The organism is Blautia sp. XA-2221 (assembly GCF_028767025.1).
Classification (GTDB): Bacteria; Bacillota; Clostridia; order Lachnospirales; family Lachnospiraceae; genus Blautia_A.
In genome coordinates, this window is the sequence record NZ_JAJQXX010000001.1 from 345052 (window position 1) to 362862 (window position 17811).

Annotated in this window: 21 protein-coding genes; all 21 read left to right on the plus strand. The window is 40.8% G+C overall.

Translation table 11 applies throughout. From position 1 onward, the window contains the following. Window positions 1–83 precede the first annotated feature (83 nt). A complete protein-coding gene (locus LU279_RS01665) occupies window positions 84–788 on the plus strand; it encodes a lantibiotic protection ABC transporter ATP-binding protein (RefSeq protein ID WP_274420383.1) in 705 nt (234 codons plus the stop codon). Then, on the plus strand, window positions 789–1553 hold the full coding sequence (locus tag LU279_RS01670; RefSeq protein ID WP_274420385.1) for a lantibiotic immunity ABC transporter MutE/EpiE family permease subunit: 765 nt from the start codon (window positions 789–791) through the stop codon (window positions 1551–1553). Continuing rightward, window positions 1553–2290 carry a lantibiotic immunity ABC transporter MutG family permease subunit gene (locus LU279_RS01675; RefSeq protein WP_274420387.1) on the plus strand — a complete coding sequence of 246 codons (738 nt, stop codon included), beginning with the start codon at window positions 1553–1555 and terminating at the stop codon, window positions 2288–2290. Before LU279_RS01670 ends, LU279_RS01675 begins: the two co-directional genes overlap by 1 nt. A 12-nt stretch (window positions 2291–2302) precedes the next feature. After that, the gene (locus LU279_RS01680) at window positions 2303–2962 is read left to right on the plus strand and encodes a response regulator transcription factor (RefSeq protein WP_274420389.1); all 660 of its coding nucleotides are present in this window, start codon (window positions 2303–2305) and stop codon (window positions 2960–2962) included. Beyond that, entirely contained in the window at window positions 2953–4497 is a 1545-nt protein-coding gene (locus LU279_RS01685) for a sensor histidine kinase (protein WP_274420391.1), read from the plus strand. The genes LU279_RS01680 and LU279_RS01685 overlap by 10 nt, the downstream gene beginning before the upstream one ends. 225 nt (window positions 4498–4722) lie before the next feature. After that, window positions 4723–5301, plus strand: a complete 579-nt coding sequence (locus LU279_RS01690; RefSeq protein WP_274420393.1) for a 50S ribosomal protein L25 — start codon at window positions 4723–4725, stop codon at window positions 5299–5301. A 217-nt stretch (window positions 5302–5518) separates the two neighbouring features. Next, entirely contained in the window at window positions 5519–5959 is a 441-nt protein-coding gene (locus LU279_RS01695) for an RpiB/LacA/LacB family sugar-phosphate isomerase (RefSeq protein WP_274420395.1), read from the plus strand. Window positions 5960–5977: 18 nt separating this feature from the next. After that, entirely contained in the window at window positions 5978–6760 is a 783-nt protein-coding gene (gene tpiA, locus LU279_RS01700; protein ID WP_274420397.1) for a triose-phosphate isomerase, read from the plus strand. A 129-nt stretch (window positions 6761–6889) separates the two neighbouring features. Then, on the plus strand, window positions 6890–7918 hold the full coding sequence (locus LU279_RS01705) for a 2-keto-3-deoxygluconate permease (RefSeq protein ID WP_274420399.1): 1029 nt from the start codon (window positions 6890–6892) through the stop codon (window positions 7916–7918). Window positions 7919–7949: 31 nt separating this feature from the next. Continuing rightward, entirely contained in the window at window positions 7950–8954 is a 1005-nt protein-coding gene (locus tag LU279_RS01710; protein ID WP_274420400.1) for an N-acyl homoserine lactonase family protein, read from the plus strand. Window positions 8955–9058: 104 nt separating this feature from the next. Further along, window positions 9059–10312, plus strand: a complete 1254-nt coding sequence (locus LU279_RS01715; RefSeq protein ID WP_274420401.1) for a Tm-1-like ATP-binding domain-containing protein — start codon at window positions 9059–9061, stop codon at window positions 10310–10312. 24 nt (window positions 10313–10336) lie between these two features. Continuing rightward, entirely contained in the window at window positions 10337–10942 is a 606-nt protein-coding gene (locus LU279_RS01720; RefSeq protein WP_274420402.1) for a class II aldolase/adducin family protein, read from the plus strand. 28 nt (window positions 10943–10970) lie between these two features. Then, the gene (locus LU279_RS01725; RefSeq protein WP_274420403.1) at window positions 10971–11684 is read left to right on the plus strand and encodes a GntR family transcriptional regulator; all 714 of its coding nucleotides are present in this window, start codon (window positions 10971–10973) and stop codon (window positions 11682–11684) included. A gap of 10 nt (window positions 11685–11694) precedes the next feature. Then, window positions 11695–11937, plus strand: a complete 243-nt coding sequence (locus LU279_RS01730) for a polya polymerase (RefSeq protein ID WP_274420404.1) — start codon at window positions 11695–11697, stop codon at window positions 11935–11937. Window positions 11938–12149: 212 nt separating this feature from the next. Continuing rightward, entirely contained in the window at window positions 12150–13715 is a 1566-nt protein-coding gene (locus LU279_RS01735; protein ID WP_274420405.1) for an alkaline phosphatase, read from the plus strand. 3 nt (window positions 13716–13718) lie between these two features. Further along, entirely contained in the window at window positions 13719–14957 is a 1239-nt protein-coding gene (locus LU279_RS01740; RefSeq protein ID WP_274420407.1) for a YibE/F family protein, read from the plus strand. 207 nt (window positions 14958–15164) lie between these two features. After that, a complete protein-coding gene (locus tag LU279_RS01745; RefSeq protein WP_274420410.1) occupies window positions 15165–15731 on the plus strand; it encodes a TIGR00730 family Rossman fold protein in 567 nt (188 codons plus the stop codon). A 123-nt stretch (window positions 15732–15854) separates the two neighbouring features. Further along, window positions 15855–16133: a hypothetical protein gene (locus LU279_RS01750; protein ID WP_274420412.1), complete on the plus strand. Its 279-nt coding sequence runs from the start codon at window positions 15855–15857 to the stop codon at window positions 16131–16133. A 21-nt stretch (window positions 16134–16154) separates the two neighbouring features. Then, window positions 16155–16829, plus strand: a complete 675-nt coding sequence (locus LU279_RS01755) for a GTP pyrophosphokinase (protein WP_330684521.1) — start codon at window positions 16155–16157, stop codon at window positions 16827–16829. Between the two features lie 37 nt (window positions 16830–16866). Then, window positions 16867–17115, plus strand: coding sequence for a 2Fe-2S iron-sulfur cluster-binding protein (locus LU279_RS01760; protein WP_274420414.1), 249 nt, complete (start codon window positions 16867–16869; stop codon window positions 17113–17115). A gap of 147 nt (window positions 17116–17262) precedes the next feature. Further along, window positions 17263–17442, plus strand: coding sequence for a hypothetical protein (locus LU279_RS01765; RefSeq protein WP_274420416.1), 180 nt, complete (start codon window positions 17263–17265; stop codon window positions 17440–17442). Window positions 17443–17811 lie beyond the last annotated feature (369 nt).

The window sequence follows — 17811 nt, forward strand, 5'->3', positions numbered from 1 at the left end:
TGTAGGTACAAAAGAAAAACGGGTAAAATCAGACTGGAAAATCCCGGGATTCTCAAAAATGTTTTACTTACAGGAGGGAAAAGATGAGTCAGAATATCATTGAAATCAAAAATCTTGAAAAGTCTTTCAAAAAACAGCAGGTTTTAAAAAATATTACATTGTCAATACCGGAAAATTGTGTGTACGGGCTTCTGGGGCCAAACGGAGCAGGAAAATCCACTCTGTTAAAAATGATGACGGGGATTTTGCGTCCGGATTCCGGACAGATTGTTTTTCAGGGGCATCCCTGGATCCGGACAGATCTGAAAGATATTGGCAGCCTGATCGAAACTCCGCCTGTTTATGAAAATCTGTCTGCCTGGGAAAATCTGAAGGTACGGGCTCTGATCCTGGGAGAAACAGAAGCCCGGATGCGGGAAGTGCTGGAGATTGTAGACCTTACAGACACAGGGAAAAAGCCGGCGGGAAAATTTTCCCTGGGAATGAAGCAGAGACTGGGAATCGCCATTGCGCTGCTGGGGCATCCAAAACTTCTGATTCTTGATGAGCCGGTAAACGGTCTGGATCCTCTGGGTATTCAGGAGCTTCGCCATCTGATCCGCAGTTTTCCGGATCAGGGGATCACAGTTCTGGTATCCAGCCATATTTTAAGCGAGATTCAGCTGACTGCTGATTATATTGGAATTATGGCAAACGGAAAACTAGGGTATGAGGGGATTGTGGACGAAAGTCAGGATCTGGAACAGCTTTTTATAAAAATTGTGGCAGCAGAAGGAGGCAGGAGATAAATGAGTACATATTTTAAAGCGGAAAAAATGAAATATCGCCATACGTTTCTGTGGAAACTGATGATCCTGATGCCTGCAGTATGTGCTTTTTTGTCTGCGCAGCTAACTCATAATTATTTTGCAATGGATGGCTATAACTGGTGGTATATGCTGATGCTGCCCGGATTTCTGGCAGTGGCCTGCGGGCAGATCGGAGAAAAGGATCACAAAAAACAGAATCGTACAATCTGGGCACTTCCGGCAGACATGGGAAAGATCTGGGACGCCAAGGTGATGCTATCGGTTATGGTAAGTGGGCTTGCCACTTTGTTTTTAATGATTTTTGTTCTTGCAGGCGCTGCTGTTATGGAAAAAGGACTTCATATGACTTTTTTCAATGCGCCTTCTGTATCGGAGCAGGTTTTTGCCGCTATATTAATATGGCTGACTTCTCTGTGGCAGCTTCCTCTGTGTCTGCTTCTGGTTCAGAAAACAGGAGTGCTGGTTATGGTGATCATCAGTGTGGGACTGAGTCAGATTACAGGCCCTCTTATGGCTTTGGAAAAGCTGTTTTTTCTCATTCCTTATGGAATCACACCAAGAGTTATGTGTCCTGTTTTAAAAACCCTGCCTAACGGTTTGCCGGCACAGCCGGGACAGGTGACTTACACACCCCTGCTTATGAGTGTACCGGCAGCTGCGGTTGGTGTTGTGGTTTCTCTTTTATGGTTTGTGGCTTTCTGGTATTTTACACGGAAATGGTTTCAAAGGCAGGTGGAAAAATAATGAGACAGTTAAAAGCAGAATTTTGTAAAATGCGGCATACCTTTTTGTTTCCCATTCATGTGATCGTTCCTCTGGTAGCCTGTGTTCTCTTCCTGGCATGGACACGGATCAGCGCACAGCTTCAGTTTTCTGCTTTTGTGCAGGCAGTGGGAATTGTTTTTCCGGTACTGGCATCTGTGATCTGCGCCGGAAACGTAGACCTGGAGCTATCCGGTCATCTGCAGGGATTTCTTATGATTACGGGAAAGAGAGAAAGTGCTTTTCTGGCAAAATGGATGAGTCTTGAAATCCTGGCCTTTTTGGCAGTAATGGGAGCTGTGATCTTTTATGGCTTGGGAAACAGAATAATATTGGGCGATATGGAGATACCGTTCTCTGTTTTTCTGAAATCAGGAGTGTTTTTATGGCTGGGAAGTCTGCCCCTTTATCTGGAACATCTGTTTTTGAATCTTTGTTTTACGAAATCAGTATCTCTGGCTGTTTCCACAGGTCAGCTTCTGATCTCTGCTTTGTTTCTCACCGGACTCGGACAGGGAAAATGGCAGTATTTTCCCTGTTCCTGGAGTTCCAGAGGAGCATCTCTGTATCTTGCAGAAGAGTTTAACAGAAGAATGGCTCTGGGAGCTGCCAATACAGATCTGAGAGATATCCTGACCTGCATCTTGCTGGGAACGGTTCTTTGTGTCATAATCTTTGTATGGTTTCATTTTTATGAGGGAAGAGAATATTCCGAATAGGAGGAAGAAAAAATGGCGCGGATTCTGGCGATTGATGATGACAGAGGGATACTGAACGTGATACGCAAAGCTCTGGAAAAAGAAGGACATCAGGTAGATATTCTGGATGATCCGGAAAAGCTGGATTTCCGGAGACTGAATGATTATCAGCTGCTCCTTCTGGATGTGATGATGCCGGGAACTGACGGATTCAGTCTGTGCAGGAGAATCCGTGATCAGGTGGACTGCCCCATTCTTTTTGTGACAGCAAAAACAGACGAGGCAGATCTTATGACCGGGCTTGGGATCGGCGGAGATGATTATATTACCAAACCTTTTGGACTGGGGGAACTGAGAGCAAGAGTTTCCGCACATTTACGAAGAGAAAACAGAGAAAAGAAGCATGTAATAACTTTTGGGGAGCTGTCTTTTTCCATGAATTCCAGACAGGTGTTTTTTCAGGGAGAGGAGATCCCTCTTACAAAAAGTGAGTATGCGATATGTGAATATCTTGCCCTGAACCGGGGGCAGGTATTTTCCAAGGAAAGAATTTACGAGCATGTATTTGGCTATGACGGAGAAGGGGACAGTTCAGCCATTACCGAGCATATAAAAAATATACGGGCAAAGCTTCAGAAGTATGAAGTATCGCCGGTGGAAACTGTGTGGGGGATCGGATATAAATGGAAATAAGAAAAAAGAAGACATCGCTTGCAGGGCTGTTCGGCCGGTATATTTTTATGTTTGTGACAGGAACTGTTTTTGCGGCTCTGATTTCCGGCACAGTAATGTTTATGATAATCCTGATGCCACCCGGTCCTTTTCTTTCTGCAAATCATGCGGAGCAGCAGTTGATAAATACAAAGGAAAAACTTCAGGAAACAGATTTTACAGCAGAGGAAATGATTCCTTCAGGAAGTCTTTACGGTGTGTTTGACCGGGAGGGAAGATTTCTTTACGGAACCTTTGACGAAGAAGTGCAGAAGGATGCCTGGAAAAAATATAAAACAGATAATATATACCCTCAGGGAAAGGGATATTATTTTTTTGTGGAAAAAAATAACGGTGAAATCTGTATTGTAAAGTATTTTGTTGCCATGCGCTATGCGAAAGAAAAGCTTAATGAGATCCTTCCTTCACCGGAAACCTTCAATATGATACTGACGCTGGGAATTTTTATTACCCTTACGATACTGAACGGATATTTTCTGTCCAGAAGATTTGGCAGAAAACTGAAAAAACAGCTTGCCTGTCTTACTGAGGCAACGTCCCGTATTTCTGAAAATAATCTGGAATTTGTTACCGGAACCTCTGAAATCCGGGAAGTGGATGAGGTTATGGTTTCTCTTGAAAAAATGAAGGAGGCCCTGAAAGTTTCTCTGAAAAATCAGTGGGATACCGAGCAGCTGAAAAATCAGCAGCTTTCTGCCCTTGCTCACGATATCAAAACACCGCTGACGGTAGTTCGGGGGAATGCGGAACTTCTTTCGGAGGCAGATCTGGAAGAGGATGACCGGGAGTGTGCAGAGGAAATCCTGAAAAATACCGGGTTTATTGAAAATTATCTGGATTCTATGAGACAGGTACTGAAAGGAAAAAAGGAACTTAAAAACTGGCAGGAGTTTTCTGTAGAGGAACTGACAGGGGAATTCTGCGATTTTGTGCGGCAGCTTGCAGCAGTTCGAAACATACCCTTATCCTTTGACGTACAGCTAAAGAAAGAACCAGAAAAATATGTGGGAAAAGACTTAAAGCAAAGTGACAGTTCCTCAGAAAAAAGAACGGAAGAGGAAAAGCGTATCTTCTGCTGTAAGGAAGATATCCTCAGAGCATGGGGAAACCTGGTGGACAATGCTATGGAGCACACAGATCCGGAAAAAGGAATCTGCGTGATGATTGAGAAACTGGTTAAAAGAGAAAAGACGAAGAAAGATTTTACTGGAGAAGAAGACCCGGCAGGAAGATCAGACAGTAGTAAGGGGCAGGAGCGCAGAGAATATCTGAGAATTTCTGTGCGGGATTATGGACCAGGGTTCAGTGAAAAGGCCCTTATTCATGGAAAAGAAGCATTTTTCAGCGGAGATGAAAGCCGCCATGACAGAAAACATCAGGGCCTTGGACTTTCAATCGCAGAGGATTTTATAAAATCTCAGGGAGGATTTCTGGAGTATCATAATAAGGAAGAAGGTGCAGAAGTATCTTTGGGGATTCTGATACAGAAAGCATGAGTATTTGTAAAAATACATAAAGAAATTGTTTGAATATAATATATAATTTGAAATATTATTCAATAATAAACAAGATATATCTGGTAAAAAACAAATATTTGGTTAATCTTTTTTTGCCAGCAGGACTATAATAAACAATGTAAAAAGAAAACTTACTTAACAAAACCTGCTTTTATAAAAAAGTTGAAGGTTGCTAAGCAATCAGATTTTTGGAGGAAAAGGTAAATGAATACTTTAAAAGCTGAAAAGCGAAGCAAAGAAATGAAAGCAAAAAGACTGAGAAGAGAGGGCTATGTAACAGGTAATGTGTTTGGCCGTGAAATCGAAGGCTCCATTCCTGTAAAGATGCTGAAAGCGGATGTGGAGCGTCTTTTGAAAACAGACAACAAAGGAAGCCAGATCATGCTGGATGTTGAAGGAACAACGTATGATGCTCTGATCAAGGAAGTTGATTTTAACCCTCTGGCAGGAAGAGTAGACGAAATTGATTTTCAGGCTCTGGTACAAAATGAAAAGGTTCATTCTGTTGCAGAAGTAGTGCTTGTAAACCATGACAAGGTTCTGGAAGGTGTGCTTCAGCAGAATCTTACTGAGATTGCCTATACCGCATATCCTTCTGCTCTCGTAGATAAAGTAAAGATCGATGTGGGAAATATGAGAGTGGGCGATGCGATTTATGTAAAAGATCTTGATATTGCTTCCGATAAAAATGTTGATCTGAAAACAGATCCGGAAGCGGTGGTAGTTATGGTAACAGCTGTCCATGCAAAAGAAGTACCGGACGAAGAAAGTACAGAAGAGTAAATTTCAGAGATATAATTTCATACAAACAGGAACTCCCGGAATTCAGATATGTTTCCGGGAGTTTTTTAGTCTATATAACATTTGATACAAAATTCGCTGAAGAATATTTCCCAAATTGTTTAAAAGTAAATATACATTGACAAGTATTTAGTGTAGTGCTATTATAAAAGCATAAATCGTATCCAATATCCAATATCCGAAAAAAGGAGGAGTGAAAATGAAAATAGCAATTGGATGTGATCCGAATGCGGAAGAAGTAAAAGAAGAATTGATTCAGTATATTGAGAAGAAAGGGTATGGCGACGTTACCGATTTTGGAAGCGTTGATCCAGTCTATGCACATACTGCAATCAATGTAGCACAGAAGGTTGCTTCTGGTGAATATGACAGAGGAGTTTTACTTTGTGGAACAGGACTTGGCGTATCTATTGCTGCTAATAAAGTGAAAGGAGCATATGCAGCGCTGGTATCAGATGTGTATTCCGCAACGAGAGCGAGGCTTAGCAATAATGCTAATATCATGTGTATGGGAGCATTTACCACAGGGGTAAAAGTGCGGGAAATGATGGTTGATGCTTTTTTTACAAATGAATTTGTTCCGGGATGTTCTTCTCAGTCCAAAATTGACGCTTTTATTGAGTATGACAATAATCGATAACAGTGAGGTGAACAGTTTATGAAAAAGTTGTATTTTGGCAGTAATCTAAAAATGTATAAGGGGGTACGGGAAACAGAAAAATATCTGAAAAAGTTGGCAGAGAATACGCAAAATATAAGCAGAGAGGAAATAGAACTGTTTATCATACCTTCCTATACAGCTTTACCGGCAGCGGTGAGATGCAGTGACTGTAACGATATAGTAATAGGTGCTCAGAATATGTGTTGGGAAGATCAAGGACAGTTTACGGGAGAAATTTCGCCCTGTATGCTGGAGGAACTGGGTGTAAAGCTGGTTATGATTGGTCATTCTGAAAGACGTCACGTGTTTGGAGAAAGTGATGCAGAAGAAAATAAAAAGGTTAGATCTGCCCTGGCACATGGATTTCGGACATTGTTATGTGTTGGAGAAACAGCAGAAGAAAAAGAATACGGGATTAGTGCGGAAATTTTACGGAAGCAGCTAAAAATAGGATTTTATGGAGTGGATCCGAAAGAGAGTAAAAATATATGGGTAGCATATGAACCAGTGTGGTCAATTGGGGTAAATGGAGTTCCGGCAACGTCAGAATATGCCCAGAGGATGCATATGGAAATCAAGAAAGTACTTTTTGAAATTTTTGGCAATCAGGCGGAAAAGATTCCGGTATTGTATGGTGGCAGTGTAAATCCTGAAAATGCAGATCAGTTGATTGTTCAGTCAGCAATAGACGGATTGTTTGTGGGAAGATCTGCATGGAATGCAGATGAATTTGATAAGTTAATAAGAAGTGCAGTTTATACATATAAACAATATTGGTGAAAATACACAAAAATACAAGAGAAATATTAGATATATAGTCGGATTGACAAAAATAAAAATAGATTGTATTATAAAAGCACAATAAATCGTATCCAATATCCAATATCCAAAGAAAGGAGAGAAAGAAGGATGAAAGAAGAAAAAAGTTTTTTTAGACTTATGCAGAAAGTACCTGGAGGATTAATTATTGTGCCAATGCTGATAGGAGTACTTGCAAACACATTTATTCCGAATGTACTGGGAATTGGAGGATTTACTTCGGGAATGTTTAAGACGGGAACTGCTTGTCTTCTTGGAATGTTTTTGCTGTTGAACGGAGCCTCCATTGATATTAAGAAGATTGGGATGCCATTGTACAAAGGTTGTACACTGACACTTATGAAACTTGTTTTTGGTGTGGCATTGGGGCTCTTGGTTGCAAAATTCTGCGGTGAGGCAGGGTTTATGGGAATTACTTCCATGGCAATGATTGCAGGTATTACCAATTCAGCTGGGGGATTATATTTAGGTCTTGCACAGCAGTATGGAGACGAAACGGATGCAGGTGCGATTTCCATTCTTTCTTTGAATGATGGACCATTTTTTACAATGATCGCTATGGGAACAGCTGGTATGGCCTCCATTCCCATTGAATCTTTTATTGCGACATTGATCCCGCTTATCGTTGGTATTATATGGGGAAATCTTGATAATACATTTCGCAAGGTTGCCGCAGAGGCAATGCCGATCATTACATTTTTTATGATGATTCCAATTGGAGCAGGAATGAGTCTTAAGAGTATTGCGGCAGGAGGAATTGGAGGTGTTGTTCTGGCAATTATTTCGGCATTATCTGCATTTGTATTCTATTTTGTATTCCAGTTGACTTTGCCAAAGAAAAAGAGGAATGCTATGGGGGCTGCTATTGGTACAACAGCGGCCAATGCGACAAGCGTTCCGGCTTCTCTGGCAGAAGTAGATCCGACATGGCAGGCTGCTTCAAGTACAGCAACCGCACAGTTGGCAGTAGCGGCGATTGTAACAGCATTTACAGCACCGATCATTACATCTGTTTGCGATAAACATATGAGAAAGAAGAAGCTTGGTATTTATTCTGACGAGGCGATTGCAGAACGTGAGGCGCAGAATAAAACTGAGGAACAAAAGAATTTTAAATAAAAAGACATATAAGAAAGAGAGGAATTTTATTATGGCATTGACAATCAGACCACTTAATTCAGGCTACATTCCAACAAAACCGCTGGAGTATTGGTATCATTTTTCCTGTAAAAAATATGTAGAGAAGTTGGGAATCACAAATGAATCAGATCAGCTTCCAGATATGACATTTCTGATTGAAGGCGGAGATCAGCTTATTCTGGTAGATACAGGTATGTCATGGACCGAGCATGCAGACAAATATCATCATGGGCCATCTCTCCAGAGACAGGGAATTGATGATATCGAATCTCGTTTGGCACAGGTGGGATACAAACCATCAGATGTAGATATTGTATTATTCACTCACCTTCACTGGGATCATGTTTTCTATCTTGAGAAATTCACAAAAGCCCGGTTTATCTGTAATGAAGTAGAGTGGGACTATGCGCATAATCCGATACCGCTTCACTATAAATCCTATTGTCGCCCAATCATTGCAAAAGACGGAGATGTAACATGTGGAGACAAGTTTATTGCGCCATATGATCAGCCAGGTGTGTATGAAAGATTTGAAACTGTAAAGGGTGAAGCTGAAATTGCACCAGGCGTCAGCGTGTATGAATCGTTTGGACATTGTCCAGGACACATGACAGTTGTCGTTGAAACTGAAGAAGGACCGTATTTCTGTGTAGGAGATTCTGTATTTGTAATGGGAAATATTGATGCACCGCAGGATATGCAGGATGAATTACATTATGATATTTGTCCTCCAGGAAGATATGTAGATATCGTAGCTGCATGGAAAACAGTGCGTGATACTGTACGTCGTTGTAAAGAAGCAGGTGTGGATCCACATAAACATCTTCTTCTTGCTCATGATGTTATTTTATCTGCTGCAGTAGAAAAATACGAAGATTCTCATGAAAATAAGATTCCGGTAATCGGAAAGAAAGATACAGATTTTGTGTTTGACGAATATAAGAAAGCAATTATTGATAAAGATGCAAAAAAAGCGGCGAAAAAAGCAGAATCAAAATATTTTAGCCAGAATTAATTGAAAGACATTAATGAATAGGAAACTGTAGTAAGATATTGTGAAGGTTGTTTGTAAAAGAATGATCTTCACAATATCTATATAGAAAGAGAATTGGTGAGAATATGAAAACAATAGCAGTAATAGAAAGTTGTGATACGAAGTATAAAGAAGCAAAATTTATCAGTGATTTCATTAAAAATGAAGGATTAAACGCAGTGGTGCTCAATACTGCGACTGGACCGGCGCCTTCTTATAACTATGACATTTCAAGAGAGGAGATTGCGGAAAGTTATGGTACTTCATGGAAGGATATGGAATCAAAGTCCAAAGGGGAAAAAATTGATTTTATGAAGGAAGCCGTTGCCTCTTATGTAGTGAAGTTGTATGAAAGGGGAAAAATAGACGGTATCATTTCTGTGGGAGGGCTTCAGAATACGGTTATGGCAGCAAATGCGATGCAGAAGCTTCCGGTAGGATTTCCGAAAGTTATGGCAACAACTGTGGCAAGCGGAACCAGAAAATTTGATTTGGTAGTCGGAGATAAAGATATTACTGTCATGCCGGCAATTTGTGATTTTACAGGTCTTAATATCGTAACTCGTCAGGTTATTTCCAATGCATGCGCCTGCTGTGTTGGCATGGTAAAATGTGCAGGACAGGTATTGAAAAAAGGAGATAAACCGGTGGTGGCAGTGACTCTTATGGGTGTTACGAATACAGGCGCAGTGGCAGCGGTTGAAGAACTGGAAAGAATGGGACTTGAAGTGATTGGCTTTCATGCAACAGGTGTTGGAGGAGCAACCATGGAAGATATGGCAGCCAATGGACTGGTGGATGGCATCCTGGATCTGACTCTTCATGAGCTAACTTCAGAGTATTTTGGGGGAGGATTTTCATATGGACCAAAAGCTAAAATTCGTCTGGTGGAATCTGTGGAAAAGAAAATACCTCTTGTAATCAGTCTTGGAGGACTTGATTTTGTGGACTATGGTACAAATGAACTTCCAGATAGAATGGATGAAAGAAAGTATATGCTTCATAATGCCAATACTGCTCATATTAAAATTCTGCCGGAAGAGGCCGAGGCGTTAGGGAAAATCCTTGCAGAAAGACTCAGCAAAGTTACTTATCCGGTAAAACTTCTGATTCCTACCAAAGGAATGCGGCATAACACTCTGGAGGGACAGGAATTATATGAACCAAAAAGTGATGCTATATTGATTCAGACGATCATAGACAATGTGAACGATAATGTGGAAGTGATTGTAATCCCTCATAATCTGGATACTCCGGAATTCGGAATCAAAGCAGCACATTATATTATTGAAGAAATGATAAAGCAGGGAAAATTACCAAAAGATTTTGGAGAAGAATAGAAGGAACAGGAGGCAGATATTGCAATGGATCAGAAGGCATATGAAATAGCAGAAAAACTTGTTATTGCAAGTAAAAGGGCTTATAATAGAGGCATACAGACTGGCAGTGGCGGAAACGTAAGTGCCAGAATCCCAGGGACAGAAAATATGTTGGTAAAGGCAAGTGGAGGTTCTTTGGGAGACTGCACGCCAGAGGGATTTTTGATTACAGATTTTGAAGGAAATCTGATAGAGGGAACAGGAAAGCCTACACGAGAAGCATTACTGCATGGATACATTTATAAACTTCGTCCAGATGTTCAGGCAGTAGTACATGTACATTCTCCATATGCCATTGGATGGTCTTCCTCAAAAAAAGATCTTCCGCTCGTTACATGGCATTCCAGATTAAAAAATCCAGAAGGTTATCCAACTTTGGATGTACATGCTGCAATGGTACGTCCTGAGGATGTACCGATGGTGGAAAAAATGTTTGAAAACACACCAAATATTAATGCATTTCTTCTTGCAGATCATGGTGTTGTTGCGATGGGCAAGGACCCTCTGTCAGCAGAGCATACAGCAGAATTAGTAGAAGAAACAGCACAGGTTGCCATTCTGGATAAGATTGTTGAAAAGCTTGGTCTGTAAATATTAGGGATAAGAGAGTAAAGGTTATATGGTTAGTAATCGGGTGACAATGAATCAGGAAGATTCTGTAATGCTGCAGAGAGATACATTACCTATGCAGGTATTAAATAAGTTGATGGATTGGATTATGGATGGAACACTGAAGATGGGAGAGAAGCTTAATACAGAAGAGCTGGCCCGTCAGCTTGGTGTCAGCCGTATGCCGATCAGGGAAGCTCTTAAAAGTCTTGAAAAAATGGGACTAGCAGAATCTGTTCCATATGTAGGAATGAGACTGGTATCACTGCAGCAGGAAGATGTATTACAGATTTATCTGATGAGACAGTTATTGGAACCGCTTGCAGCTGGAGAGGCTTGCAGAAAGATTACGAAAGATCAGATCAGAGATTTGGAGAAGATACAGGAAGAATATATTCAGATTGTTGAGGAAGAAGAAATAGATGCTAAAAAACTGTATCTTCAGAACAGAAAATTTCATTTTGCCATTTATTCCATATGTGGAATGGACAGGGTGTGTGGTGTGATTGAATCATTATGGGATACGCTGTCATTTTTTAAACTGATATATGGACGTGATGTGATTAAAAATACTACAGGTGTAAAAAGGATGATTGCGGAACATCAAAGTTATATTGATGCTTTAAAAAATAAAGATGCAGAAGGTCTGAAAATGGCATTGTATGAGAATCTGGGAGAGCGAATCAAAGGAATAAATCAGGAAACAGATTACTATACGCTGTAAAGGAGTTCATATGAAAATTGACGGGATTACAAATGCACAGGAGTTTTTTAAGGTTGTTGACAGTTGCAAGGGGCATGTAGAACTTTTAACAGGCGAAGGTGACCGTCTGAACTTGAAATCTAAACTGTGCCAGTATATATCTATGACACAATTATTTTCTAAGAGTGAAGAACTTCATTTGGAAATAATAGCAAGTGAGGAAGAGGATCTTCAGAAAATCTGCAAGTATCTGATGAAATATGAGGATATGTGATAAGTACTTAAATAAAAAATTATTGGATCCGGAAACGTATAAAATGTTTCCGGATTTTTACATTCTGAAAAAGTTTTGATATATATTTAACATATACATGCAGATAAATTTTATTTTGCCCTGATAAGATATGTTCCTGTAAGGAAGTAAAACGCTTCGATAACTGCAATCTGAATAAGATGAAAGAAACAGGAAAAGGAGAGCAAAATTCTATGAATGCAAAAAAAATCAGTGCGTTACTGCTGGCAGCTGCTATGATGATCCCATGTGCGGTACCGGCACAGGTGTATGCAGCAGAGACAGCTCAGGAGGAAACGGCAGCGCAGGATGCGGAAGTAAAGGCGCCGAAATATATTTTTCTTTTTATTGGCGATGGAATGAGTTATCCTCAGATTCAGACAACAAACTATTATCTGAATGCCATAGAGGATGATGGGGATGATATTCTCACAAGCGAAAGCAAACTGAATATGATGAAATTTCCGGTAGCAGGCTCAGCTCAGACTTATGACAGTACATCTTTCTGTCCGGATTCTGCATCCACAGCAACTTCTATTTCAACAGGACATAAAACATACAGCGGAACCATTAACATGGATGAAAAAATGGAAACTCCCTATGAAACCATTGCAGAAAAGCTGAAGAAACAGCTTGGCTATAAGGTGGGAATCCTTTCTACAGTAAATCTGAACCATGCTACTCCGGCTGCTTTTTATGCCCACCAGGCATCCAGAAATAATTACTATGAAATCGGCCAGGAAATGATTTCCAGTGAATTTGATTATTTTGCAGGCGGCGGTCTGAAAAAACCTACCGGAGAGGACGGAGACAAGACGGATCTCTATCAGCTGGCGGAGGAAGCAGGATATAAAGTAGTAAAAACTCAGGCTGAAGCAGAAGCGCTGACAGCAGAAGATGGAAAATCCATTGTGATTGATGAAACGCTGGCAGATGATGATGCAATGAGCTATGATATGGACCGTGAAGAAGGCGAATGGGCGCTTGCTGACTATGTGGAAAAGGGTATTGAAGTTCTGGATAACGACAAAGGCTTCTTTATGATGGTGGAAGGCGGAAAAATTGACTGGGCCTGCCATGCTAATGATGCGGCAGCTACCATTACAGATACTGTGGCTATGGACAATGCAATTGGAAAAGCAGTAGAGTTTTATAATGAACATCCGGACGAAACACTGATCCTGGTAACCGGCGATCATGAAACAGGCGGCATGACGATCGGTTTTGCAGGAACAGATTATGACACGTTCCTTACAAACATCAGTAATCAGAAAATTTCCTATGCAAAGTTTGATTCTGATTATGTAGCCGGATATAAAGAAAACAAAACAGATTTTGACACGGTTATGAAAGACATTACAGAGCTTTTTGGACTGCAGGCACCTCAGGAAGAAGCGGAAGCCACCAATCAGGCAGACAGCAAGGACGTACATCCTGAGGGAGAAGAAAGCGGTACTCTGGTAATGACAGACTATGAATATAATAAGTTAAAAGCAGCTTATGATGAAACTATGAGCCGCACAGGAGAGGAAGAAGAATTCGGTCAGGAAGAATATCTCCTTTATGGAAGCTATGAACCTCTTACCGTAACGATCACCCATATCCTGAATAATAAATCCGGAATTAATTTTGCTTCTTATGCACATACAGGACTTCCGGTAGAAGTCTTTGCAATGGGTGCAGAGCAGGAGCAGTTTGACGGCTACTATGACAATACAGATATTTTTAATAAGCTGGCAGCAATTACAGGAGTACAGTAAGGAATGAAAAACAGACTGAAAAAAAGTTCTGTTTCCTTAATTGCCATATTTCTGATAGTCATCCTCATGGTCCTTCCAACAGGCTATGAGGATGCTGTTATTTATCAGGGAACAGATAAGGTTAAGGCAAAGGTGGTTTCTACAGACGAGAGCACAGTAAAAAGTTCCGGTCTGATCCAGTCGGGGGAGCAGTTCTGTCAGGTGGAGATTCTTGGAGGGAAATTTAAAGGACAGACAACCAGAGCAGTAAATATGCTCAGCGGCTCTCTGGAGTCTGATAAGATGTTTAAAAAAGGAGACATTGCTCATGTAGTTGTCAGCTATAATGATGACGGAATCACTTCGGTAACCATGAGTGACCATTACCGGTTGGACAAAGAGATTCTTCTGGCAGGGATGTTCGTGGTGCTTTTGATTGCTTTTGCCGGATGGACAGGGCTCAGGGCAGTATATTCTTTTGTGATCACCATACTGACAATATGGAAGATCCTTGTTCCGGCTTACCTGGGCGGAATCAATCCGGTGTGGTGTGGGATTCTTATTACAGCGTTTCTGACTTTGATCATTATTTTTCTGGTGTATGGATTTGACCGGAAAACCGTGGCGGCGACAGGTGGAGCGCTTCTGGGTGTTCTGGTCACCTGCGTGATCGGGTGTATTTTTACAGATGCCTTTAAAATCCACGGGGCAGTAATGGCATATTCAGAAAGCCTTTTATACTCAGGATATCAGGATCTGAACCTGACAAAAATATTTATGAGCGGTATTTTTATCGGAGCATCCGGCGCTATGATGGATCTTGCTGTGGATATCACCTCTGCAGTGAATGAAGTGGTGCATAAAAAGCCTTCTATTGGATGGAGGGAGGCGGCGCATTCCGGTATGAATGTGGGACGGGCTGCAATGGGAACTATGACAACGACCCTTCTTCTTGCTTATTCCGGCGGCTATATTGCGCTTCTTATGACTTTTATGGCACAGGGAACTCCCATAGAAAATATTTTAAATTATAAATATGTATCTGCGGAAATCCTGGATACTATTGTGGGAAGCTTTGGACTTGTGACCGTTGCTCCTTTTACAGCTCTTACCAGCGCCGTTCTTCTGACAGGAAAGAAATACAAGGATCATGTTGCCCGGGAGCTTGAGGAAGAAGCTTCTGTTCAAAAAACAGAGCAAAATATTTCTGATGCAAAGCCCTGCGAGGCAGAACTTGAAGTTTCAGAGGTGGTATCTGAGTAAAGGTTATGGGATCGTTTTCATTGGCAGATCCATTATAATACAGACAGAGAGCTTGTTGCTATGAATGGCAATGAGTTTTCTGTCTGTTCTTTATTGTGTGGGATTTTTATATACTGTAGGGGAAGAGTGTGGTAAACTGGTATAAAAATCAGGCAGTCAGAGGACTGTATGTGGATAACTGTAAAATTTCAGGGCAACAGGGAGGATATGATGAATATTTGTGTATATGGCGCTGCCAGCGCAAAACTGGAAGAGATTTATTACAAAAAGACACAGGAACTGGGAGTTCTGATGGGAAAACGGGGACACGGGCTTGTGTTCGGAGGGGGAGAAACCGGAATGATGGGCGCTGTCGCAAGGGGCGTACATTCAGAAGATGGATATATTCTGGGAATTGCACCGCGGTTTTTTGATCAGCCGGGAGTTCTGTATGAGCATTGTACAGAGTTTATTTTTACAGAAACCATGCGAGAGCGGAAACAGCTTCTGGAAGACAGATCCGATGCAACTATAGTTGCGCCCGGAGGCATTGGAACATACGAAGAGTTTTTTGAGATCCTGACACTGAAAAGTCTTGGAAGGATTGACCGTCCTGTTGTTCTTTTTAATATCAATGGATATTATGACAGGATGAAAGCACTTCTGGAGCATACAGCGGCAGAAAAGTTCATGGACAGGGAAATTCTGGATCTTTGTAGATTTATGGAAGATCCGGAGGAAATTCTGGATTATATAGAAAGATACATAAACAGATTTCCTGTTCACATGGCATGATTTCGTGAGGCGCTTTACCGGAATCTTTTAGTAAATAATTCTGTACCCCTGCGTCCTGTTATGATAAAATATGTAGAAGTTCAGAAAGTCTGATTACGAAGAAATAATAAAGGAGATCAATATATGGAAGTACCGGAAATGCTTGATTTGCTGAAAAAGAAAGCATTGACAGATAAAAAACTCCGGGAGGAACTGCTGGAAACAAGAAAGAGCGAACATCCTCTTGAAGCATTTTGTGAGAAATGCCGGGAACAGGGATATCCTGTTTACGAAATGGAACTGATCGGCGCAGGCGAAGAGTTTTATGCATCCATGAAGAGAAGCACCAACGGTGGAGGCGAAAATTCTCCTGTTCTGGAGGGAGAGGATGATTTTTATGAGCTGTTTTTTGCCGGATTATAACAGGAAATGGGGGGAAGAAATTTGAAGAGCAGCAGAAGTTTTACCTTTGATGAGCTTCTTACAGGAAACAGGTCCGAGGAGTTTATTGAGTCAGCGTATCCTTTTATGAAGCTAATGATGCAGTATCAGTGTGCCATGCTGGAGGTGCAGACAAAATTCGAGGTGTTGAATACAGAACTTTCTCTAGACAGCGACCGGAATCCAATCGAATCTATTTCCTGCCGTATCAAAAAACCTATCAGTATTGCGGAAAAACTGAAACGTAAGGGGCTGGAAGTGAGTCTTCAGAGTATTGAAGAAAATCTTCGTGATGTGGCTGGGATCCGTATCATCTGTTTTTTTCCAAAGGATATTTATAAACTTGCAGAGAAAATCTGCTCTCAGGATGATATTCGTCTGTTGGAAAAGAAAGATTATATCAAAAATCCCAAGACAAATGGCTACAGAAGCCTTCATTTGATTCTGGAGGTTCCTGTATTTTTTGCCAATGAAAAAAAATGGATGCCGGTGGAAGTTCAGTTTCGTACCATTGCCATGGATTTTTGGGCAAGCATTGAACACAAGGTAAAGTACAAGAAAAATATTGATGATTCAACGGCGGAAATTGTCGAAAAGCTAAAAGAATGTGCGGAAGGAATCCATTCTCTGGATATGAGGATGCAGGAGATCAGTGAATATATTGACAGCAAAAGATAAATACATCGGAAACCTCTGGTGAGAACAGGAGAAAAAGATGATAGTAGAATGTCCGGCAAATACAAGACTTCAGGAGTATCTTCTGAAAAATGATATCCATATTCTTACACCCTGCGGAGGACGTGGAAATTGTGCGAAGTGTAAGGTAAGGATACTGAAAGGAAAAGCAAAGATCAATACTATGGACCAAATCTGGTTTTCTCAGAAAGAGCTGGATGAAGGATATCGGCTGGGATGCCAGGTATTCGCTAAAGAACCTTTGACCATTGAAATATATGAAAAGTGAGGGCGTCCAAATGAAAAAAATACGAATGAGTATATTGGCAATGTGTATGACCGCATAGAGTTCCACATAAATATGGCCGGTCAGGGAGCTTTTTCCACACATAGTGTTGATGAAAATGAGGAATATGTCGCTGAAGGAAAGGCTTTTTTGAAGGAAGCTCAGAAAATTGAGCTGGGTAAGGAAATTCCGGTAGCGATCCTGGTCTATGACAATGGAAATAGTATGAACAGTTATACTACTGAGGATTACTTTGAACCGGAAAAGTTTAAAGATATGGATCTGGTAGAGGCGGTGACACTGGAATTTTCGGATCAGGAGATTAATTAAAACAGAGACAAAACAAAGAGGTCAGGGATTCTGACCTTTTTGTTTTGTCTTGCAGATCAGCTGCGTCATAGTTCCCGTGGAGGCAGAAGCCAGATTCTTTAATGCTGAGCTTTAGTATGTTGGTGGGATATTAAAAATGCATATTATAAACATATGAGGATGAATGAAAATAGGATAAAATTACATAATAAATACTTTATATACGGAGAAATATATGCAAAATACACTATCTATATTGACAAAAACAAAAAGATATATTATATTTTTGACATAATATATGTGTTGCCTAAGAGAACGGAGAGAAGGGTATACAAGTATTGTTTTGTATGCCCTTTTATTTTGTTTACAGGCAGTATGCATCCACTATAA